This is a genomic window from Pleurocapsa minor HA4230-MV1 (assembly GCA_019359095.1).
GTDB lineage: Bacteria > Cyanobacteriota > Cyanobacteriia > Cyanobacteriales > Xenococcaceae > Waterburya > Waterburya minor.
This window is the reverse complement of record JAHHHZ010000027.1, coordinates 142043-164469: the sequence shown is the minus strand read 5'-3', so window position 1 is coordinate 164469 and position 22427 is coordinate 142043. Positions and strand designations below refer to the sequence as shown.

Sequence of the window (22427 nt, the reverse complement as noted above, 5' to 3'; positions counted from 1 at the left end):
TTGTACAAATAGTAAGACAGGTTCGATTAATGAAAATAGTAACCTTTACTGAAGCAAGGAACAAGCTCAAAAAGATTTTAGATCGAGTAATTGAAGATGCAGACTATACCGTAATCACTAGGCGAAATGCTGATGATGTCGTGGTTATGTCCCTGGACTATTTTAATAGTTTGCTGGAAACAGTCCATTTACTCAAATCTCCAGCAAATGCTGCTCATTTAATCAGATCGATCGCCCAATATGAACAAGGACAAGTGACGGAAAAAGATTTGTTGGATGAGTAGTCGGATTTTAGCCTGGACTGATGAAGCCTGGGATAGTTATGTTTACTGGCAGAGTCAGGATAAAAAAACGCTAAAGAGAATTAACAAACTAATTAAAGCTACAAAAAGTACTCCCTTTATAGGGATTGGTAAGCCTGAACCTCTAAAAGAAAATTTATCAGGATTGTGGTCACGTCGCATAGACGATACAAATCGTCTTGTGTATGCAGTCAGCGATCGCTATCTAACTATTATCTCTTGTCGGTTTCATTATTAATCAAAGACTGCCATTTCGCCCACAAATCAGGACGGCGATCGCTTGTCCGTTTAATCTGTTCTGCTCTACGCCACTCGTCAATTAACTTGTGATTTCCTGAGCGTAATACTTCTGGCACTTGCCAGCCACGATATTCGGCAGGTCTGGTATATTGAGGATAGTCTAATAATTCAGTTTCAAAGCTCTCTGTCTTCAAAGATTCCTCTTTCCCTACTGTTCCTGGTAAAAGTCTGGTGACGCCGTTAATCAGGGTAAGAGCTGGGATTTCGCCACAGGTCAAGACAAAATCTCCTAAAGAGATCTCTTTGGTGACTAAGTGCTGTCTGATTCGCTCATCTACTCCTTCATAATGACCGCAAATAATTACTAGCTGTTGATAATTAGTGGCGAGATTTTTAAGTAAAGGTTGATTAAGAGGTTCTCCTTGAGGAGTAACTAAAATAATTTCTCGCTGGGGCAAAATAGGCAAAGATTCTACCGCAGCAAATATCGGTTCTGGTTTAAGCAGCATACCTACTCCTCCACCATAGGTAATGTCATCTACCTTACGGTGTTTGTCCGTGGTAAAGTCGCGGGGGTTAACTAAATTTACGGTGGCAATTTTCTTGGCGATCGCTTTACCTAGTAAACTACATCTAAGGGGAGAGACAAAAAAGTCGGGGAAAAGAGTGATAATATCAAAACGCACAATTAAAAGTTCACCAATATTATTCAGAATATATAAGTATAAGTCTGCTTGGCTCTGAAATTTAATCTGAAATTTAAGTAGTCTTTGACACAGTAGTTACGTGATGATCGCCTTTACGATCATCTCAGTCTCAGAGATATATCTCTTGTCCGTCAATCCAATTATGATTAACACCGAAGTTGAATATTACACCAGCTTATATTCTCAATCTACCAAAAATGCTATTTTAGTTATTGGTGGGGCGGAAGATAAAGTACATGGTAAAGAAATACTGCAAACTTTCTTTCAGCGTTCAGGAGGAACAGATGCCCTGATTGGAATTGTCCCCTGTGCTTCACGAGAACCTGCTTTGATTGGGGAGAGATACTATCGACTCTTCGACGATATGGGTGCAAAAGAAATCAAAGTTTTAGATATACGCGATCGCCCAGGTGCAGAGGATACAGATCATCTTAGTTTTGTGGAAAACTGTACGGGAATTTTTCTGACAGGTGGCGATCAACTGCGTCTTTGTGGTTTACTCGCCGACACCCCCTTAATGAATCGAATTGTCGCCAGGGCGCAACAGCGTAAAATGAGTCTAGCAGGAACTAGTGCAGGAGCAGCCATTATGGGTCAGCACATGATTTCTGGTGGTAGTAGTGCTGAATGTCCTAATCGTGCCTTAGTAGATATGGCTAAAGGTCTTAATATCATTCCTGGAGTTTTGGTAGACCAGCACTTTTATAATCGTAATCGTTTAGCTCGGTTATTGAGTGCAGTTTCCGCTCATCCTGAACTGCTAGGTGTTGGAATTGATGAAGATACCTGTGCCATGTTTGAAAGTGACGGCATGATTCAAGTAATAGGCAAGGGTGCGGTAACTATTGTCGATGCCAGAACAATGTCTTACTCGAACCAAGAACAAGCTATTGGCAATCAGCCTCTGAGCCTACACAATCTTAAACTGCATATTTTAGGTTACGGCGATCGCTATGATCTACAGCGTCATCTTCCTCTACATTAATTAGCTTACATCACAGGCATTAGATACCTGTAAAGTGGTAATTAAATTGTTCATCGAGAACAGTTTGGTTGTCGGTTGAAAAGAGATGATAAGCTAACTATTTGATTTCCTCTCTAAGCTGCCCCAAAGCACATAACAGCAAACATCATGAGAATTTTACAAACTCAGACCCTACGGGGCCCTAATTACTGGAGTATTCGGCGCAATAAGTTGATTGTGATGCAGCTAGCTTTGGAAGAGTTGACTGAAAAAACGTCGAATGAGATTCCAGGGTTTTATGAGGGTATAATTCAGGTATTACCTAGCTTGATTGAACATCACTGCTCTCGTGGACATCGTGGTGGTTTTCTCGAAAGAATTAAAGAAGGCACTTTAATGGGTCATATTGTTGAACACATTGCTCTAGAGCTGCAAGAGTTGGCAGGAATGCCCGTAGGTTTTGGTCGTACCAGAGAAACCTCAACTCCAGGAGTGTTTAACGTCGCTTTTGAATATATCGAAGAACAGGCAGGACGTTACGCAGGTAGAGCCGCAGTGAGATTATGTCAGTCAATTGTGGAAACAGGCACTTATTCTTCGGCTGAGCTTGAGAAGGATTTGCGAGATCTCCAAGAGCTTCATGCTAGTACTGCTTTGGGGCCATCTACTGAGACAATCATCAAAGAAGCCGAGGCACGAAAAATTCCCTGGATGTGGCTAAGTGCGCGGGCGATGTTACAGCTTGGTTATGGGGCGAGACAAAAGCGAATTCAGGCTACCTTGAGCAATAATACTAGTATTCTGGCGGTAGAGCTTGCCTGCGATAAGGAAGGTACAAAAAATATTTTGGGCAATGCAGGAGTACCTGTACCTAAAGGAACGGTAATTGAGTATTTAGATGAATTAGAACAGGCGATCGCTGATGTGGGAGGTTATCCGATCGTGATTAAGCCTTTGGATGGCAACCACGGTCGCGGTATTACTATCAATATTAATGATGTAGAGGAAGCAGAATTAGCTTACGATTTGGCGAGTAATGCTTCTAAAACTCGCTCGGTGATTGTCGAGCAATACTATCAGGGCAACGACCATCGGGTATTGGTGATTGACGGGAAGGTGGTAGCGGTAGCCGAAAGAGTCCCTGCTCACGTTACGGGTAATGGTCAGGATACAATTAGGCAGTTAATCGATCTGACTAACCAAGACTCTAGAAGAGGTAACGGGCATGATAATGTGCTGACTAAAATTACTGTCGATCAAACATCTTTGGCGGTCTTAAAAAAGCAGGGTTACGATCTCGATTCGGTTTTGCCTGCTCAAGAAGTTGTTTATTTGCGCGCTACGGCTAATTTAAGTACTGGCGGAGTTGCGATCGATCGCACTGATGAAATTCACCCGCAAAATATCTGGCTAGCCGAGAGAGTAGCCAAGATCATCGGCTTAGATATTGCTGGAATTGATATTGTTACTTCAGATATCAGTAAGCCTCTTAATGAAACAAAAGGAGTAGTTGTTGAAGTTAATGCTGCTCCTGGTTTTAGAATGCACGCTGCCCCTAGTTATGGGCTGCCTCGTAATATCGGTGCATCGGTATTGGAAATGCTGTTTCCCGAGCAAACTCCCAGTCGAATCCCTATCGTGGCGATTACGGGAACTAATGGTAAAACTACTACTACTAGGTTAACTGCTCATATTTATCGTCAAACTGATAAAGTTGTTGGCTTTACTGCTACTGATGGTATTTATATCCAAGAATATTTAGTCGAACAGGGCGACAACACTGGGCCTTATAGTGCTGGCGCAATTCTTAAAGATCCAACTGTAGAAGTTGCCGTTTTAGAGACAGCTAGAGGTGGTATTTTGCGTTCAGGCTTGGCTTTTGATAGCTGTGATGTGGGCGTAGTTTTAAACGTAGCGGCTGACCATCTTGGTTTAGGTGGCATCGACACTATTGAACAAATGGCAAAAGTCAAAGCAGTGGTTGCAGAGACAGTTAAGGCGGACGGTTATGCAATTTTGAATGCCGACGATCCTTTGGTAGCAGCAATGGCGGACAAGCTTAACTGTAACGTGGCATATTTCTCGATGAATCCCGATAATCCGATTATTATCGAACATTCTCGTCGTAATGGATTAGCGGCAGTCTACGAACACGGCTATCTGGCAATTTTAGAAGGTAAATGGACACTCAGGATTGAGAAAGCGATTAATATTCCCATGACCATGGGCGGGAAAGCTCCCTTTATGATTGCTAATGCTTTAGCTAGCTGCTTAGCTACCTTTGCTCAAGGAGTTGATATCGAGCTGATCCGTCAGGGAGTACGCACTTTTCAAATGTCGGCAGAGCAAACCCCAGGTAGAATGAATCTGTTTGAAATCGAGGATTATCAGGTACTAATCGATTATGCCCATAACCCTCATGGATTTAAAGCGGTAGGCGATTTTGTCCGTAACTGGCAAGGGAGCAAAATCGGTGTAGTTGGGGGTCCAGGCGATCGCCGTAATGAAGATCTTATTTTACTAGGTAATATTGCTGCTGAAATTTTCGATCAAATCATTATTAAAGAAGACCAAGATTTCAGGGGGAGAGAGTCTGGAGAAGTTGCCGATCTGATTAAAAAGGGAGTCTATCAGATCAGTCCAGACAAAAATCACGAAATTATTCTTAATGAAATTGAGGCAATTAATACAGCTTTAAACCAAGCACCAAAAGATAGTTTGGTGGTAATCTTCCCCGAAAAAGTTGATTTAGCGATCGACCTAATTCAGCAGCGCAGGCAAAAAGAATCTTAGACATTGCTAAAGGATCTAGCCTTGATGTTGTTGAACTTTAAAAAACTAAAAGCTAGTTATACCATTTCTCCTTAAAGTTGCACTTAATATTTTGATTATAAATCTCGCGCCCTAAAGGATATGCGAAGCGGTATGCTTTAGCACTAGCTTCGCGTCGCAAAGACGCAAAGACGCAGAGAAACAAAGAATTAAATTTCATTTAGTGCATTTTCATAGAGAGTTGGTATTGACAAACAGCGTAATCTATCAAGGGCGAAAACTGCTGTCAATAAATTTACTGAGTTGCTCAATTGTTTTTTTTGCTGATTATATTTGAGTTTTCTATGAAGAAACACAATATTTGAGCTTTGTTTAGATAAACTTAGGGTAAATTTAAGCTATTTTACGGTGGTATTCTCTGGGCAATTGTGGTTATCTGTGTATATATGGAGAAAGCAAGATCAAAGATTTTAAATCCGAGCTGCTCAGTGATCATTTATAAGCATAAGCAAAGTTGATTAAATGAAAAATAGCCAGTCAGAAAATGATTATATTCACCGTAATGTGATGGAAATGTTAGTTGCTGATGAAATTGAGCGACAACTAGTTCGCCTTCCTAGCAATATTAAAAAGTTTATTAATCCGATTGAAGTAGCTACTTATGCTCTTAATAGATTACCTGCCTTATATGCTTCATCACAACAGGGGTTTAATAAACAAAAGCTTAAAGGACGCTCAGAACATAGTGTAAAAATTACTCAAGAAGTACGTAAAGGATTGGCAGCAGTTCAACAAGATTTACTTCGTAGTTCTACTCCTTTGCTATCAGAAAATGAGTCAGAAATTGATAAAAGTATTAAAGAAGCTAAAGCCGCTTTACAAGAGTTAGCTGATTATTTACCAGAAAAAGATTTGACTTGGAAAAATGTCATTAGGTTGGTTAAACCTATCTTAGCTGAATTAAAAGAGCAAGACCCAGAAGCAATTTATAGTCAAAAAGTTAAAGCTAGAGGAAGCGAACTTTGGGAAGACTCTATTTATAAAAAATAAAGGCGAATCGCCTGCTAGAAATTTAGTTTAATTTGTAGTTAAATAATTAATTGCTAAAAACTAATTCTAAACGCTGTTGCGATCGCCTTAACGCTGCTTCAGGAGTCTGTTTACCTAACAAACTAGCCTCAATTGCCCTACCTAAGTTTTCTGACAGGCGATTGTATTGAGGAATTATAGGACGAGATTTTGCCCACTGCATCTGATCTAAAAACACTTTAATTACTGGATTTTCCGCTACAAAGTTTTGATAAGCTTTACTCTGTTGCGATTTAGTATTGACAGGGAGGTATCCTGTCTTTAAGGCCCAAGTAGTCTGAAACTCTTCGCTCAAGATATATTCAAGAAACCTCAGACTAGCTTGCTCTCTTTTGGGAGTAGTTTTAAAGACAAATAAGTTTTCTCCACCAATTACCGTAGCAGGTTGTTTGGCAATGGGTATAGCAAAAGCACCATAGTCAATATTAGCCAATTTTAGCTGAGCTAAAGTCCAAGGGCCTGTAATCTGCATTGCCACTTTACCAGCAATGAAGTTATCGATTTCATAACCTCTTTCTGGTGGAGACAAAACGGCTACCCCAGCTTGTACTAAGTCTGCACCAAATTGTAAAGCAGCGATCGCTCCATCGTTAACTAAATTCGGCTTTCCCTGGGCTAATAGATCTCCTCCCGCACTATAGATAAAGGGTAGCCAAGTAAAAACAGTCCATTCTTCCTTACCTAAAGACAAGAACATACCATGTTGATCCAGGCGCTTATCCCGATTAGGATCTTGAGTCAACTTTTTGGCTACCTGTTGTAATTCTGACCAGGTTTTAGGCAGCGTGGTTATTCCTGCCTGTTCAAATAAACTGGGACGATAAAACACCGCAGCATTATTGGTAGCGAAGGGAACAGATAAGATCTGATTGTCTAGCTGCATGGAGGCAAACATCGCGGGATCAATTTCTGCTTTAATCGCTGAATTATCCAGCCAATCATCTAAAGGTAACAATGCGCCTAACTGATTTAGCTTGCCTGCAATTTGTGCCACAAACCAGAGAATATCTGGGGGTTGTTCGCTTACCGTCGCAGCTAAAATTTTGGGTAGTTGAGTATCAGGTTGACCAATATATAATGCTTCAACTTCAAGATCGGGATTATTTTGATTAAATTTATTGACTAATTCTTGAAAAATATCTCGATTCTCTGGTGGGTTAATTCCGTGCCAAAAAGTGATCTTGGTTACTTCTGGTTTACTAATTTGTCTTTGATCGCTGCAACCATTAAGCAACAGTAAAAGGCAGAGCAATAGACTAATTAAGCTAGCTCTAACTGAACAATGGTTAAACTGATTGCGCTTTTGCCATAACTTAAAATTTGCAATTATTAACATAAAACAATTTAATTCTTGATAACTCGATCGAATTGGTTTTTTGCCGATCCATGGTCAATACTCGCCACTTAAAAGAAACGATACTTGACTTACTGGGGGTCAATATCTTCTAATATTTAGTACCTATGTTCTGAATGGACATATCAAGTTTTGGTTTCAATTGCCAGTAGCTTGTCCTCAAAAACATACCTTAGAAAAAAGCAATGGAAAGTCTTACCCCAGCCCAAAAAGAACTTTACGATTGGTTAGTTGAGTATATCAAGTCGACCCAGCACGCACCCTCTATTAGGCAGATGATGAAAGCGATGAATTTGCGATCGCCCGCTCCCGTTCAAAGTCGACTGGAAAGACTGCGAAATAAAGGTTACATTGACTGGATCGATGGCAAAGCTCGCACCATTAAAATCTTACATCAGCCCGAAAAAGGATTGGCTATTGAAGGTGAGATTGCAGCAGGCGGTTTAGTTGAGCCGTTTAGTGATGAAAAAACTCGGCTAGATTTAGCCGATCTATTTGCTCAGCCTGATTGTTATGTTTTGCGAGTAGTTGGCGACAGCATGATTGAGGATCTCATTAATGAAGGAGATTATGTAGTTATGCGATCGCTTGATGATGCCACCAAAGTCAAAAATGGCGATATTGTGGCCGCTAGAGTATCAGGATATGGAACAACTTTAAAACATTTTTATCAGCAACAAGAAAAAATTACCCTTAAGCCTGCTAATCAAAAATATGAGCCGATCAAAGCAGAAGCTGAGAATGTAGAAATTCAGGGGATTTTGGTCGGTGTTTGGCGCTCTGTTGCTAATTAGCTTTAAGCTTTAAACTCTGAATTATTTTCGAGTATTAGCAGTTAAGGATTTGTGAGTCATATTTCCTCGCTATGAAGATTTGATTTATGGTTAATTCAATTGAAGTTCTCGCTTTATCTGCTGAACTGAAAACTAGGTTGGCAACTCCTCTAGAAATCGGCTCGGTGGTAGTTAATAGTCGTGTCTTACAGTCTCCTCTATCAGGAGTTACCGATCTGGTCTTTCGACGATTAGTGAGGCGATATGCGCCAAAATCGATGATGTATACCGAGATGGTGAGTGCTAAAGAAATTTATCATCTACAAGAATTGCCGAGCATAATGGCGATCGCTGCTGATGAAAATCCCATTAGTATTCAGTTATTTGATTGTCGCCCAGACTTTATGGCGGAAGCAGCCCGCAAAGCGGTAGCTCAAGGAGCGAATACTGTTGATATTAATATGGGTTGCCCCGTCAATAAGATCACGAAAAAAGGCGGTGGCTCGTCTTTGTTGCGTCAACCAGAAGTAGCCGAGGCAATTGTGAAAACTGTAGTCGAGGCAGTAGATGTTCCCGTAACAGTTAAAACCCGTCTTGGCTGGGATGATCGGGAAATTAATATTATTGATTTTGCCCGCAGGATGGAAAATCAAGGGGCGCAAATGCTGACGCTTCATGCTCGTACTCGCGCTCAAGGCTATAACGGTTCTGCTTGCTGGTCATGGATTGCTAAGGTTAAACAGGCTTTATCAATCCCTGTCATTGCTAATGGTGATATTTTCTCCGTTGAAGCTGCGGTGAAATGTCTGGAGATGACACAAGCAGATGGCGTGATGTGTTCACGGGGGACTTTAGGCTATCCCTTCTTAGTCGGTGAAATCGATCATTTTCTGCAAACAGGTGATTTATTACCGCCTCCTGATGTTGCTACTATACTGGAATGCGCTAAAGAGCATCTATTAGGTTTGTGGGAATACAAAGGACAACGAGGTATCTATCAATCCCGTAAACATTTAGCTTGGTATTGTAAAGGATTTTCTGGTGCAGCTGAGTTACGCGATCGCCTGTCCCAAATCGAAAGCCTCGAACAAGGATATGAAATATTAAACAGTGAAATTGCCAATCATCAGTGATTACTGATTACTGAGAAGATAAGCATTTTATAGATAAACCTACGGAAATTAATTTGAATGACTATATCTGTTTGGCAACAACCAGAAATTATTCGCTGGATACAGATTGTAGCGGATAGCTATCGCCAGCTATTGGGGAAGAATTTAATTGATTCGGTTGATACTCCAGAACAATTATCCAAAACGTTATTTTATGCGCCATTTGTGCTGGTTTCTCATGGTATTCAAGCAGAGCCTATTTTTAACTATGGTAATCAAACGGCTTTACAATTATGGTCTTTGAGTTGGGACGAATTTATTACAACCCCTTCTGCTACCAGTGCTGAACCAGTCGCCAGAGAGGAACGGGCAGGAATGCTCCAGCAGGCAAAAGAACAGGGATATATTGAGAATTACCAGGGGGTGAGGATCTCTAGTCAAGGCCAAAGATTTTTAATTAAACAAGCAACCCTGTGGAATTTAACTGATGAATCTGGACAGAACTGTGGGCAAGCTGCAACTTTTCCTAATTGGGAATGGCTTTGATTGACTGCGGTATTTCTAATCAACATTTTGTTAACGATTAAGGATCTCGTCTGGTTAGATGTGTGAAAATTACAGGTAATTAGAAACCGAATTAACAAAAGTATCACAAAGCGCGATCGCCCATGAATGAGAATCTACCTATAGCTTATATTTCTGCTTTACTAGCAATTTTAGTTTTTGCCGCGATCTATATTCTGCGAGAAGTTATTAAAACTCGTAAACAAGAAAGCACCTTTTCTCGCCTGCAAGACAAGCTTAAAAAAGAGAAAGGCACTGCCGAAGAATATTATGAATTGGGAAGTCTGTATTTAGATAAAAAGTTGTTTGTTCAGTCGATCACTCTCCTCGAAAAGGCTTTGAAAGTAGACAAGCAGTTGCCAGAAGAAAATCAGGCTTTAATCCACAACGCGATGGGTTATGCTTACTTTGCTCAAGAACAATACGACATTGCCATCAGACAGTATAAAGAAGCTTTAAAGCTTTATCCTGAATACGTAATTGCGTTTAACAATCTGGGTAACGTCTATGAGAAAAAACAGATGATTGTCAAAGCTGTAGAAACTTATAGAGAAGCATTAGAATATGACCCTGAAAATAAAACTGCCCAACAGCGTCTTAATTCGTTAGAAAAGCGTCTTGTTCCCTCTAACTCAAGATAGAAGCTAAAGTTTGTCTGAGCATGTTATTGCTAATAAACAGCAGTAATTGCCTTAAAAACAGACTTGAGGTGTATTACTGCTGTCGATAAAAAACATTGCTGTAGGAGAACAAGCAATATGGGTGACGTAATCCGCATTCTCTTGTCAATTTTAATACCACCATTAGGAGTATTTCTTCAAGTTGGTATAGGCGTAGACTTTTGGATCAATATTCTGTTAACTCTACTCGGCTATTTTCCTGGTTTAATTCATGCTATTTGGATTATTACGAAGAAATAATTGAAAGTTAACCAACTTAGAACCCAATGTACGGCTGTTAAAGTTATTCTTTTAACAGCCAAAAACCAGCAAAAGCTTCGGAATTGGGATCTGATTGTACTGCTAAAAAGTGGACTCCATTGGCTTTTTGTTTTGCAGTCTCAAAATCTTCTGCCTGCTTAACAATTTCTTGGTTAGTTAAGTTAATTAATGTCCAGCTATCACTCAATCCTGTTTCTAAACGTAGTTGAGGACGAGCAGATTTTTCTAGCTGAAGATAACCCATTTCTAGTCCCGACATCCAGGCTGCCAAGGGAGTGGCGCGGGGAGAATAGATAATTAAGCCAGGGATCGCCGTATCAGTCTTTATATCTAACAGGGAGAGGGCAAAAGATTCTTGAAAAGCAATCTCCCAATCTGGCATATCATCAAAATCAGCAGCAGATAGGCTAACAAAAGTCCATTTGTCCCCGCGATCGCCTTTTACCGCATCTGGCAGAGAAATTGCGTTTAACGGGGGATACTGTACCGAAGTAGCATTAGCCGTCTTGAGATCGAATCCCTCCATTTGGGGGTAAACATCAATCATTCTTTGGGCAAGCCACTGATTTAACGCATAGGTGCGACGACTGGGTACAGGGTTAATTCCAGCATCTTCGCAAGCTTTGACAATCATGTTGTTCATCTGGCGACGAAAAAAGCGGATTTTTTTGGGTGTTGTAGCTGCTTCGGCGATCGCTCTTTCAATTGCTTCTCTTAACCATAATGAATTTACGCTGGTACTGGGACAATATTCAGCATATTTGAATAGAGTAGCAGGCGATCGCTCTATACTATTGGAACTTTCACAGATCAAAACTTCCCAAAGTTTTTTACCTGCTTCATCTAAGACGGGACGTGAATAAAAATCTAATTCCCAAACTGTATTACTCATATCCACCAACAAACCCTTAAAATCGCATAATTAACTTAGTTATTAGTTTACCGAGATGCGGCCCATCTTTGGATGTGTCGTCATAATAGTAGTAGGTGAATCAAGAGTAATTAATAATTTTGTACCCAAAATGATCGATCTGTATACTTTTACCACTCCAAATGGTCGCAAAGCTTCTATCATGCTGGAAGAGATCGGCTTAGATTATCAGGTTCATAGTGTTGATATTACTAAGGGAGAACAGTTTGCGCCTGAGTTTGTCGCTATCAATCCTAATAGCAAAATTCCCGCAATTGTCGATCGCGATGCCGAGTTGACGATCTTTGAATCGGGAGCAATTTTAATTTACTTAGCGGAAAAGACAGGAAAATTACTATCTACTGAGGTAAAACAGCGCTTTAATACAATTGAATGGCTAATGTTCCAGATGGGTAGCATTGGGCCAATGTTTGGGCAATATAATCACTTTAATAAGTATGCCCCAGCCAAAATTCCCTATGCCATCGATCGCTATCACAAGGAAACCTTAAGACTTTATGATGTCCTGAATAGTCAATTGGCTAAGACAGAGTATATTAGCGGTGCTGATTATTCGATTGCTGACATTGCCATCTATCCCTGGGTAGCTGCTTTTGAGTTTATGGAGTTGACCTTAGAGAATCATCCACAGCTCAAACAGTGGTACGAAACGCTCAAGCAACGTCCAGCCGTAGATAGAGGGATGAAAGTACCAGGGTAACTATGATCGAATTATAATTAAGCGATTAGGCTCCGCCTACCCTTCGGGATCGCTGATTATTTTTGTTGCTGATTGGATATTAACATTCAGCAAATTCCTAGCGGTTGATGTTGAGATACCTGTGGCAAGATAAAACTGAACTTTTTTGATTTAACCATAAATAAAATTACGACCATGACTGAGCCTTTTCATTTTCCCGACGGTAGAGTAGCTAATAATGCCGAAGATTTATTAAAACTCTGTGAGCAGTATCCCGATGACGCCACAAGCTTTTTAGTTCGACAAGATCTAGAGAAATGGCTTGCTTATATTGGCGACTATGATATTGCTGAATGTGCTGCCAATGCGCGCCAAATTGAGCTTGGCGATCGCCAAAAGTTAGAAGACTTTTTAAACAAGTGTCATTCTTTAACTGCACCTGAGCCTGTACCTTCTGCTGTGACGGAAACCAATATTGAGGAAAACGAGGAAAACATTGAGGAAAATCTCAGCGTACCAAAATCAGTTTCCACCACGATTGAATCTTCCCCAGAACTGATCGCTAATGCCAATGTTGCTGAATCTGAAGCGCTAGAAGCAGCAGAAGCATCCTTAACCGAAGCAATACCACCCAAGAAGCCAGAATCTGTAGAATCATCTGACAAGTCGGCAGTTAAGACTTCTAATTCAAATGCTACCAAAAACGAGAAAAAACCTAGCTTCTTCCAAGTAGTTGCTAAATTTATTGTCAACATTCTTTATCGCAATAAAGCTTAAAAGATCGTGGTGAGCAAGTTATTAGTATTTAAAAATATTTAAGATTTGCTCACCCCTCAAATAGCGATTTAGAAGGTGCGCATTTTGCAGCCTTAGTTTGATACTTATCAAAGTTTTTAGCTAGATCTGTTGGCACTTTTGCCCATTCTAAATCTGGTATTTGTGCGCTAATTTCTGCTGCGATTTCCCAGATAGGGCGAGCTTTAGGATCAAATTTAAACAATTGCATCTTGGTTTTGAATTGTGTTTGAGCGGTTATTTCTTATTTTTATTTAAGGTAAATCCGTACTTCCTATTAAATAGCGATCGCATTCATGAGCAACACCACGACCTTCGTTAAATGCCCAAACTACTAAGCTTATTTAATTTTAGGACATCTTGAAAAAATTACAATTTGTCGTAATACTTATAGTTTACAAGTTACAAGATCGTTTTCAAACCAGTTTTTTAAACACAATTGAAATATATCGCTATATTACAGTTTCTCAATTTAATAAAATAATAGTGACAACGTTAGACTATGCTTTTGTTGATGTTGGAGCAGAAAAAGCTGCATATATTGGTCTGAGTGATATGTCACTATGGGCTAAATCTTCTGAAGAAGTTTTACATCTTAATTTAGTTCGTGAATTTATAGTTTCGGATATTTATCATAATATAGGTGTAGAACCCTTGGTTTATCTATTAAAAAATTAGAAGATCAAATAGGTTATAAAAGAATTAAACAGATCCAAGCAGAAAATGAAAATATTATATTTTACTCACAAATAGCCAAGAGAAATTCAGTAAGTACTGGTTTTCTAGTAAATATTGAAGGTACAGCTGCTTTCCTTCATGACAGTCATATAAATTCCAATTTTATTGAAAATAAAAATAATAATCTTAGAACACCTTTGCAAATATTAAATAATAAAAAATATTCTTTATGTGTAAGTAATAAATTTGCGTTGTTTACCTAAGAGTAAAACAAATAAAAATTGGCGATCTTATAACAGGAAAAGTAATAAAAATTAAAGACTATGGTTTATTTATAGATATTGGGGAAGGCGTTGTGTTGTTACATATTTCCGATATTTCTCAAGATACTGTTAATTCAATAGACTTAAACAGTATTTTTAAAGTTGATGATGAAATAAAAGCGATTGTTATTTGGATGAATATTGAAAAAAGACGTGTTGCAGTTTCTACAAAAGAACTTGAACAAGAGTCAGGAGATATGCTTAAAACCCCACAATTGGTTTATAGAAATGCCGAAAAAATGGCAGCAAAATACCGTAGTAAACGAGAAAATTTACTGTGACAAACAAAATATCTGACTTTTGAACTAGAAAAAATAGTATTTCGCCCGTCTTAAAATCATTACTTGCTCTACTCGTCAACTTAAGCAAATCTGTACTCATCATTAAATAACGATCGCACTCATGAGCAACACCACGACTTTTTAATACAACAAGGCATAACTAAAATAGTTCTATAATGCTTTATTACCTTTTTATTACTACCAGATTACTCAAATCTATTATCCAATTAATAATGCAACAGGAAAGTTCTGTAAAATTTCTCCCACTGCTAAATTTTCTCCTGTTATTGTTTGGTTATCGATTAGATTATGCCAATTTTTAGGTACTAACTTGAGGCTGGTATCTTCCCATATTTTTGTACCAAGAGGAAGTTGTCCTGGTTTAATGATTCCAGTTAAAAACCGAGGTGCGATCGCCACAATAGTTTTGTCGCCATAATTTCTACTAAAAGCAATCAGATGATTGTGATATTTACCAGTAATTTCTATTGGTTGATAATTTCCGTTTTGAAATATTTTTATATATTCTTTTCTGGCTTTTAGTAACTGATGAGTTAAGAAAAGTTTGATCTTACCATTTTCTTTCGTTGCAATTAGTTCTTTAAGTAGTTGTAGAATATCCTGTGAACTTTTTAGTTTAATTTCTTGTAAAAATTTTCTTCGTTTTTGATAATCTATAGGACGACGATTATCGGGATCGACTAAACTTAATTCCCATAGTTCTGCACCCTGATATAAATCTGGTACGCCAGGCGCTGTATTTTTAATTAACACTTGGGAAAGAGAATTATAAATACCGTATTCAGCTATTTGCTGCTGAAAAGGTCGAAAATGCTGTAAGAAATTAGATTCTTGAGGAGATAAAACTCGTTCAATAAAACTCATCAATGCTTGTTCGTATTCTTCATTAGGACGCAACCAGGCTGTATTAACTTTAGCTTCTCTAACTGCTTTGAGCATGTAATCCTTAATTCTGGTCAGAAATGCTGATTCTTCGTCTTCAAAGGGAAAAGTTCCTAATAAAGTCTGATATAAAAAATATTCATCATTAGCATCGGGAACTACTCCTTGTTTATGTACTTGATTAATTTCCCGCCATTGATTAACGGTACGTGACCACTCTTGAGGAATTTCCGACAGCACGTTCAATCTACTGCGTGCATCTTCACCCCGCTTAGTGTCGTGGGTAGCAGTGGTATTCATCCCATGCTGCCAATGTTTGACTTTATTTTGATTAAACTGATGAAATAAATCCAACTCGATCCCAAAGTGACTGGGGTTTCCTCCTACCTCATTTAATGATAGTAATCGGTTATAAACATATAAAAGTGTATCTTCAACTCCCTTCGCCATTAATGGGCCTGTTAATTGTTGGGATCGCATAACAAAATATAGCCATTTTTCTGCTTGAGTTTTACTATGACCATCTTCGTATTTCAACAGCAGTATTTTTTGAATAAAGTTTAATTCATTAACTAGTAAGGGAGCTTTTTTCTGAGCAGCTTTGATAGTTTGATTGATATATTCTCGATCTATTTCTCTTACACCGTTTTCATCAATATAGGTACGATAAATAGGGAACAGTACTAACACTTCAAACAGAGCATTTTTTAAACCATATGTAGTAAAATCACTCCCTTCCCTCGTATCAGAAGCGATTTTTTTGAGAATTCGAGCTAGATTTTCTAGATCTCCTCCTAAGTTTTTCTCTAAAAATAAAGCCTGCTTTTCATAAAATAAATCTTGATAATCAGCTTTTAAACCAGTAAATTGAGTATAAATTTGACTAAAATCTGCTTCATTTTCTGATTGACAAAATAAACCATTGACGTAATTAAGAAATTCGTAGCCACTTGTACCTTGAATTTGCCATTGTTGTGGTAAATCTTCAGTTAATTCGAGAATTTTTTCGACGGTAATATAAATATCGCCTAGTTTTGTTCTCAGTCTAGTTAAATATTCAGCAGGATTATATAAACCATCTATATGATCTATTCGTACTCCTGTAAATTTATTTTCAGCGACTAATCGCTCAATTAATTCGTGAGTTTTATTAAATACCTTTAACTCTTCTACCTTGACAGAAATTAATTCATTAACTGTAAAAAAGCGACGATAGTTAATTTGTTGAGCGGCAACTTTCCAAAATGATAAACGATAAAATTGTTCGGCAAGTAAATTATCTAATAAATCAAAGCTTTTGGGATTACCAACTTTACCGTTGAATTCCTTGAGATTATTTTGAATAAATTCTTCTACAGTAGAATTTTGCTGATAAGCTTCTGCAAGTAGATTTTTGACAAAAACTTTTTGCTCTAAACGTTCTTTGTCTTTAGTATCTTTAGGTAAGTTCTTAAGCAAATAGATAATTCCTATAAACTTAATAAAATCTGGATGTTGCCGACCTAACTTTTGCTCTAATATATTTAAATTATAAGTAATGAAAGTTAAATAAGATTCAATTCTTACTGGTAACTCTAAGCCAAAATAAGTAACTATTAAATTTTGTTTCTGATAGTCAAGCTTAATCTCGCCTCTTTCTAAACAATTGCCATAAAAATCACCTAAGAAAGGAGCAAGTACCCGTTCATTCATTTCTTCATCAGATTGATTCCAATTAATATCAAAAAAATCAAAGAATTCGGAATCTTGACCATTTTCTAAAACATCCATTAACCACAGGTTATGACTATCGTAAGCCATATGATTAGGAACAATATCTTGTAACCAACCCATTTGATGCTGGTGGATTTCTGCACTTAATTTAGCAAAGTCTGATTTCGTTCCCAATTCGGGATTAAGCATAGTTGAGTTGGTTACATCATAACCATGAGTACTTCCTTGAGTAGCTTGAAAAATAGGTGAAGCGTAAAAATCGGAGATTCCTAAATCGGCTAAATAAGCAACAATCTCTTGAGCCTGCGCAAAATTAAATTCGGCGTGAAATTGAATTCTATAGGTCGCTGTTGGAATACGCATTGATTAAAAGATAAAAAAATTAAAAGACCAAAAGCGATCGCCAAAAATAGACAATTTTACTGTTGGTAAACTACAAAACGATAAGATAAGAACATTGAATGTTTATATCCCCGCTTGATATTTACCACTTTGAAATTGCGATCGCTTCTATCTAAAGAAAGGTTTGTGTCTCGGCAGCTAACTTTAAACGCCCAATTAAAATTCAACTAAGTTTTGAATATTTTATTTGATAGGGAATTTCTTCTACGGGTAAGCACTCGCTATCGAGATTGTCATAGGTAAGCTGAAGTCTTCGCTCTCCCGCATATTTAATCAACTGACCACTATACAACTCGGCTTTTGTTCCCAGACTTTGAATCCGCACCTTACCGTTGAAAACAGTTGCTCTGGCTAAATAAATGACTAAATCATCTCTGGAGGGACGATTAACCGTAGTACTGGCAGTTAAATGGGCTATTCCTCGTTCATCTATCTCTTGAGTCATTGCCATCGCCGTATTGCGAATGCCACGAATTGCAACAATTGCAGCAGCAACTGCCATCGTAATATCTATACCGCTATCAGTCAGAATTTTGCGCGTCGAAAGATATTGAAAGTTTTTCTCGCCTAAATCATCGCGAATACGACGATGGATCATATTATGCGGGCGATAATCTAATAAAGCGCCCACAATCGCCCCACAGGCATGACGGGGTTCACGCCAAGGAGATTCACGGGTTTTGCCATAAATGCGCTGCTCTCCTTCTTCTAAACGTCCCACATGAGTCTTGAGATCTGTTGCCACTAAAACCATGGATTGAGAATTACCTTCATACAGTCTACGGCGTAGTGGTTCATCCATCTGATGTGCTACAGTGACATGGGCTAATGTTGCTCCGTTGTCTGTCCCACCTCCAGCGGGGAAAAATGCCTCTAGCTTGAGTTCGCCAATTTCCGATAGGGTAGCAAAGCGCGATGCTACAACATCTCGATATCGTTTAGTAACCTCTCCCTGGTGAATGCGATCGCCACAGTTGGTATAGGCTAAAGTGGTAACTACGCTGGGCAAGCTCAAGTCAGCGCCACAGATCTGCATATCGGTCATACTAGAGGCAGCAAGCTGTAGTTCGTCTCTCAACAACTGTAAGCCGTTAATTAAAGCATAGCGATCGCTGACAATTTCGTTCAGATAATTATGATAAGCATTTCTTTCCATGCCAAAACTAGCGGAAAGTTGCCAAAATTTATCGATTCGTTTTTGGGCAGACTCAGCATCAAAAGTAAGAGACATATAACAATTATTAGTAGTTATTCAATTATTAGTTACCAGTCAATAGACTAGACGATTTGGCTTTTAAGGTCATTAACTTTGTCTAATTTTTCACGATTATGATTTATTAGCGCGATCCCGAAGGGTAGGCGGAGCCTAATCGCAATTATTAAATAATTACTAAATAATTGCTAGATGAACAATGGCATCGCCTTGATTAACCAGTGGATTCTGAATATGACTAATCACAATACCCTCGATCGTGGCGCGGATAGGAACTCTTCTTTCACCAAAAGCATTAGTAATGTAGCCTAACTCTTGCTTTCTAGTAACGCGATCGCCCAGATGGACTAAGAGATGAAAAATACCACCATAAGACGCTCGAATCCATTTACTTTTTTTTGCTTGAAGCGATTCGCCGATGGAGGGGACAAGTTCGTGTTCATACATATCTAAATGCTTCATCACGCCAAAAATCCCAGAAATACCAACTTTAATCGCTAAAGGATTGAGACGCAAAGCTTCCCCAGCTTCATAAAGCAGCACAGGAATACCTTTTTTAGTCGCTGCATGACGTAAAGAGCCATCTCTAGTACTGGAGTGCATCATTAAAGGTGCGCTAAAAGCTTGAGCGCAATGATAAGTAGTTTTGTCTTCTAAATTAGCTCGAATTTGGGGCAAATTAATGCGATGTACCGCAGCAGTATGGAGATCGATGCCATAATCACTCCGTTCCACAATTTCGCGCATAAATAAGTTGGCTAATCGCGAAGCTAGAGAGCCATTTTCCGAGCCAGGGAAAGAGCGGTTCAAATCTCGGCGATCGGGTAAATAGCGCGATTGTTCGATAAAGCCAAAGACATTGACAATCGAAACGGCAATGACTGTTCCCTTAAGTTTGAGAGGATCGATCCGCCCCAAAACTTGAGCAATAATTTCCACTCCGTTTAGTTCATCACCGTGAATCGCCCCACTAAGCCAGAGAGTATGTCCTGGCTCAATCCCATTAACGACAGTAATCGGTAGAGAAACCAGGGTTTTAGTGGCCAAACGGGTTACAGGCAGCTCAAAACGGCGTAATTCTCCTGGGGCTATGATTTCCTTGGCAATTTCAATAATATTATCTGACACAAAATTTACAGTTGAAATCTAAAACTCCTAGTATCTAATGCGATCGCTCAATATGCCAGAAGAATGATCCCGCTCTTCTATTTGTTCGGCATTTTTGCTAATAAATTCAATAATTTTACCAGCTACATCAATTCCCGTTGCGCTTTCAATTCCTTCTAATCCAGGAGAAGAATTCACCTCCATCACTACAGGGCCATGATTAGAACGCAATAAATCTACGCCAGCAATTTTTAAGCCCATAGCTTGAGCAGCCCTAATTGCCGTCTCAATTTCTTCAGGTGATAGTAAGGCTTCTTCGGCATTGCCACCGCGATGAAGATTAGAACGAAATTCTCCTTCTGCGCTCTGACGTTTCATCCCAGCGATTACCTGATCCCCCACTACAAAACAGCGTAAATCGGCTCCCCCAGCTTCTTTGATAAACTCCTGAACTAAAATATTGGCATCCAAACCGCGAAAGGCTTCAATTACTGATTTAGCTGCTTGATAGGTTTCTGCTAGCACTACGCCAATACCTTGAGTACCTTCTAGAAGTTTAATCACTAACGGTGCGCCACCAACCATCTCAATTAATCCATCAATATCTTGAGTGGCATGGGCAAATCCTGTAATGGGTAAACCTACCCCTTCCCTCGCCAAAATCTGCATCGAACGTAGTTTATCTCGACTACGGGAAATCGCCTGGGATTGATTAGGGCTAAAAACATCCATTACTTCAAACTGCCTGACTACCGCCGTGCCATAAAAAGTTTTCGACGCGCCAATGCGGGGAATAATGGCATCAAAATTCTCCAGGGGCTGACCTTTATAGACAATAGTGGGCTTTTTAGACGTGATGTTCATATAGCAGCGTAGGTAATCAATCACTCTCATATCATGCCCCTGTTCTTGCCCTGCTTCTCTTAAGCGCTTAGTCGAGTAGAGATGAGGGTTCTGCGAAAGAATTGCTATTTTCATGTTGCGAATTTCGATAAATTTGATCGGGGCTACTTATATTCTTATATTTTTATGGTTTGCGACAACTTTGAAGAAAAGAACTACCAGGATCGACTAAAAACTTATTGCGAACGGCTTGTCTTCCCAGCAGCATCCGAAAGCCCATCACATCTCTATTGGTTAAAGATAATTCGATCGCCCAAGTGTATTTACCTACTTCAATATTCGTTTTGATCACTGGTCTAAATTGCGCTGTTCCCCCAGAGTTACGTATTTTGCGGTATTCCAATAATTCTGCTTCGGTGGTAATTATGGTCTGATCATCACGCTGGAAGGGATGAATCTCAAAGCGAATAATTTTTTTGCCGTTTTGCGATCGCTCTTGGATATTAAACGCATGAATCGCTGAAGACCTTGCTCCTGTATCTATTTTTGCCTTAATTCTGCCAATTTTTAGCTGAGGTAAAGTGACAAATTCTCGCCAGCCAATGATTTTACTAGCTGAAGTAAAGTCACCAGTATCGTTTCGGTTTTGATGATGAGACACAAAAATAGGGGTGTATTTTAAATTAGTTTCAGTTGTTCAACTAAAAATTTTCAGCAATTCGGCTGAATTTATTTCTGGTGATTATCTGTATATTATAGGTATCTAAAATGATTGCTTTTGTCTAGTGTAGTGAACGCCGATGAGCTGAAATCAGACTAGATAAGAAAAAGGCATCAGCGATTACTGATACCTCTGGAGTCCCACGAACTGTAATGTACCAAAATTTGGTACTCATACAGGATAGTCCGAATTTTCTCCTGTAATGTATAGAAGCATACCATTTTTCAACAATTTTGTTGAATCGCGGTTTTTTAGAGCAATATCGCTCTAATTAAGCTGTTAATTGACCTTAATCCAAGCTGCTTCGGCGGCTCTCTTTTCTGCTTCCTGTTTACGACGATCTTTGCCAGTGCCGTAGATTTTTCCCTGAATTGATACTTGAGCGGTGAACTCTTTGGCGTGGTCTGGCCCAGATTCGGCAATAATTTGATATTCAGGTTTGGTTTGATAATTAGCTAATGCCCACTGCTGAAGGCGGTTTTTGCTATCGATAAAGGTTGCTTGGGGTTTTAATAAATCTAGATCTGGTTGCGCGCTCACCTGAGAATTACTAAAATCGGTAACTAATTGTCTAGCCAAAGGTTGAAATATTGGCAAAATATACTCACGCACAGCCTCTGTTCCTGCATCTAAAAAATATGCGCCGATTGTGGCTTCAAAAGTGTCATTGAGTAAAGAAGCATTAGTTCTGCCACCATCTTTATCTGTCCCTTTCCCCAAGCGCATAAGTTTGCCTAAACCGAATTTTGCCCCTAGCTGACCTAACTGCTTTTCATCCACCAGTCGCGATCGCATCTGAGTTAGTTGAGCTTCATTAATCGTCGGATACATCTTGTATAGCATCTCGGCAATCACGAATCCCAATACCGCGTCACCCAAAAATTCTAACCGTTCATTGTCTGCTGATTGAGGATTTTCGTTGACATAGGAACTGTGGGTTAAAGCAAGTTCAAACAAGCTAGAGTTATTGAAGTTCGGTAGTTGATGCTGCATGTTGCTCAATAATCGCAGTCTGTTCGG

The 22427-nt window shown here is 39.1% G+C and carries 24 protein-coding genes; 14 read left to right on the top strand and 10 right to left on the bottom strand.

What is annotated here, in order from left to right; genetic code table 11:
• The first annotated feature begins 29 nt into the window (after positions 1-29).
• Together KME09_19600 and KME09_19595 are read left to right on the top strand one after the other, a co-directional pair.
• Positions 30-284, top strand: a complete 255-nt coding sequence (locus KME09_19600; protein ID MBW4536146.1) for a type II toxin-antitoxin system prevent-host-death family antitoxin — start codon at positions 30-32, stop codon at positions 282-284.
• Complete coding sequence (locus KME09_19595) at positions 277-540, top strand: Txe/YoeB family addiction module toxin (GenBank protein ID MBW4536145.1); 264 nt, start codon at positions 277-279, stop codon at positions 538-540. Before KME09_19600 ends, KME09_19595 begins: the two co-directional genes overlap by 8 nt.
• Here the strand turns inward: KME09_19595 and trmD are convergent.
• Positions 515-1228: a tRNA (guanosine(37)-N1)-methyltransferase TrmD gene (gene trmD, locus KME09_19590; GenBank protein MBW4536144.1), complete on the bottom strand. Its 714-nt coding sequence runs from the start codon at positions 1226-1228 to the stop codon at positions 515-517. The genes KME09_19595 and trmD overlap by 26 nt on opposite strands.
• Positions 1229-1391: 163 nt before the next feature.
• Here trmD and KME09_19585 point away from each other — a divergent pair, with 163 nt between their 5' ends.
• From KME09_19585 to KME09_19575, 3 genes are all read left to right on the top strand, one after another.
• Positions 1392-2234 carry a cyanophycinase gene (locus KME09_19585; GenBank protein MBW4536143.1) on the top strand — a complete coding sequence of 281 codons (843 nt, stop codon included), beginning with the start codon at positions 1392-1394 and terminating at the stop codon, positions 2232-2234.
• A 147-nt stretch (positions 2235-2381) separates the two neighbouring features.
• Complete coding sequence (gene cphA / locus KME09_19580; GenBank protein ID MBW4536142.1) at positions 2382-5006, top strand: cyanophycin synthetase; 2625 nt, start codon at positions 2382-2384, stop codon at positions 5004-5006.
• A 501-nt stretch (positions 5007-5507) separates the two neighbouring features.
• A complete protein-coding gene (locus tag KME09_19575) occupies positions 5508-6035 on the top strand; it encodes a late competence development ComFB family protein (GenBank protein MBW4536141.1) in 528 nt (175 codons plus the stop codon).
• A gap of 46 nt (positions 6036-6081) precedes the next feature.
• Here the strand turns inward: KME09_19575 and KME09_19570 are convergent, their stop codons facing one another.
• Positions 6082-7410, bottom strand: coding sequence for an ABC transporter substrate-binding protein (locus KME09_19570; protein MBW4536140.1), 1329 nt, complete (start codon positions 7408-7410; stop codon positions 6082-6084).
• Positions 7411-7613: 203 nt separating this feature from the next.
• Between KME09_19570 and lexA the strand changes: the two genes are divergently transcribed.
• The 5 genes from lexA (at position 7614) to KME09_19545 (ending at position 10797) form a co-directional block, all read left to right on the top strand.
• Positions 7614-8222: a transcriptional repressor LexA gene (gene lexA, locus KME09_19565; protein ID MBW4536139.1), complete on the top strand. Its 609-nt coding sequence runs from the start codon at positions 7614-7616 to the stop codon at positions 8220-8222.
• 86 nt (positions 8223-8308) lie between these two features.
• Positions 8309-9334 carry a tRNA dihydrouridine synthase DusB gene (gene dusB, locus KME09_19560; GenBank protein MBW4536138.1) on the top strand — a complete coding sequence of 342 codons (1026 nt, stop codon included), beginning with the start codon at positions 8309-8311 and terminating at the stop codon, positions 9332-9334.
• Between the two features lie 57 nt (positions 9335-9391).
• Positions 9392-9859, top strand: a complete 468-nt coding sequence (locus KME09_19555; protein MBW4536137.1) for an MEKHLA domain-containing protein — start codon at positions 9392-9394, stop codon at positions 9857-9859.
• Positions 9860-9981: 122 nt separating this feature from the next.
• Entirely contained in the window at positions 9982-10518 is a 537-nt protein-coding gene (locus KME09_19550; GenBank protein ID MBW4536136.1) for a tetratricopeptide repeat protein, read from the top strand.
• Positions 10519-10635: 117 nt separating this feature from the next.
• Positions 10636-10797, top strand: a complete 162-nt coding sequence (locus tag KME09_19545) for a YqaE/Pmp3 family membrane protein (GenBank protein ID MBW4536135.1) — start codon at positions 10636-10638, stop codon at positions 10795-10797.
• Positions 10798-10840: 43 nt separating this feature from the next.
• Here KME09_19545 and KME09_19540 read toward each other — a convergent pair whose 3' ends face one another.
• Complete coding sequence (locus KME09_19540) at positions 10841-11710, bottom strand: Tab2/Atab2 family RNA-binding protein (protein ID MBW4536134.1); 870 nt, start codon at positions 11708-11710, stop codon at positions 10841-10843.
• Between the two features lie 130 nt (positions 11711-11840).
• On the opposite strand from KME09_19540, the gene KME09_19535 reads away from it, so the two are divergent.
• On the top strand, positions 11841-12449 hold the full coding sequence (locus KME09_19535; protein ID MBW4536133.1) for a glutathione S-transferase N-terminal domain-containing protein: 609 nt from the start codon (positions 11841-11843) through the stop codon (positions 12447-12449).
• A gap of 174 nt (positions 12450-12623) precedes the next feature.
• Positions 12624-13205, top strand: a complete 582-nt coding sequence (locus tag KME09_19530; GenBank protein ID MBW4536132.1) for a hypothetical protein — start codon at positions 12624-12626, stop codon at positions 13203-13205.
• A 49-nt stretch (positions 13206-13254) separates the two neighbouring features.
• Here the strand turns inward: KME09_19530 and KME09_19525 are convergent, their stop codons facing one another.
• Positions 13255-13434: a hypothetical protein gene (locus tag KME09_19525; protein MBW4536131.1), complete on the bottom strand. Its 180-nt coding sequence runs from the start codon at positions 13432-13434 to the stop codon at positions 13255-13257.
• A 149-nt stretch (positions 13435-13583) separates the two neighbouring features.
• Between KME09_19525 and KME09_19520 the strand changes: the two genes are divergently transcribed.
• Complete coding sequence (locus tag KME09_19520; GenBank protein ID MBW4536130.1) at positions 13584-13901, top strand: hypothetical protein; 318 nt, start codon at positions 13584-13586, stop codon at positions 13899-13901.
• 244 nt (positions 13902-14145) lie between these two features.
• The gene (locus KME09_19515) at positions 14146-14505 is read left to right on the top strand and encodes a S1 RNA-binding domain-containing protein (GenBank protein MBW4536129.1); all 360 of its coding nucleotides are present in this window, start codon (positions 14146-14148) and stop codon (positions 14503-14505) included.
• A gap of 219 nt (positions 14506-14724) precedes the next feature.
• On the opposite strand, the gene treY is transcribed toward KME09_19515, so the two are convergent.
• The 6 genes from treY to rnc form a co-directional block, all read right to left on the bottom strand.
• Positions 14725-17484 carry a malto-oligosyltrehalose synthase gene (treY, locus tag KME09_19510; GenBank protein ID MBW4536128.1) on the bottom strand — a complete coding sequence of 920 codons (2760 nt, stop codon included), beginning with the start codon at positions 17482-17484 and terminating at the stop codon, positions 14725-14727.
• Positions 17485-17686: 202 nt separating this feature from the next.
• A complete protein-coding gene (locus tag KME09_19505) occupies positions 17687-18754 on the bottom strand; it encodes a hypothetical protein (protein MBW4536127.1) in 1068 nt (355 codons plus the stop codon).
• 159 nt (positions 18755-18913) lie between these two features.
• Positions 18914-19864, bottom strand: coding sequence for a succinylglutamate desuccinylase/aspartoacylase family protein (locus KME09_19500; protein ID MBW4536126.1), 951 nt, complete (start codon positions 19862-19864; stop codon positions 18914-18916).
• Between the two features lie 27 nt (positions 19865-19891).
• Positions 19892-20821 carry a 30S ribosomal protein S6--L-glutamate ligase gene (rimK, locus tag KME09_19495; protein ID MBW4536125.1) on the bottom strand — a complete coding sequence of 310 codons (930 nt, stop codon included), beginning with the start codon at positions 20819-20821 and terminating at the stop codon, positions 19892-19894.
• Between the two features lie 49 nt (positions 20822-20870).
• A complete protein-coding gene (locus KME09_19490) occupies positions 20871-21293 on the bottom strand; it encodes a RimK/LysX family protein (protein MBW4536124.1) in 423 nt (140 codons plus the stop codon).
• Positions 21294-21686: 393 nt separating this feature from the next.
• Positions 21687-22400 carry a ribonuclease III gene (gene rnc / locus KME09_19485; GenBank protein ID MBW4536123.1) on the bottom strand — a complete coding sequence of 238 codons (714 nt, stop codon included), beginning with the start codon at positions 22398-22400 and terminating at the stop codon, positions 21687-21689.
• Positions 22401-22427: the final 27 nt, after the last annotated feature.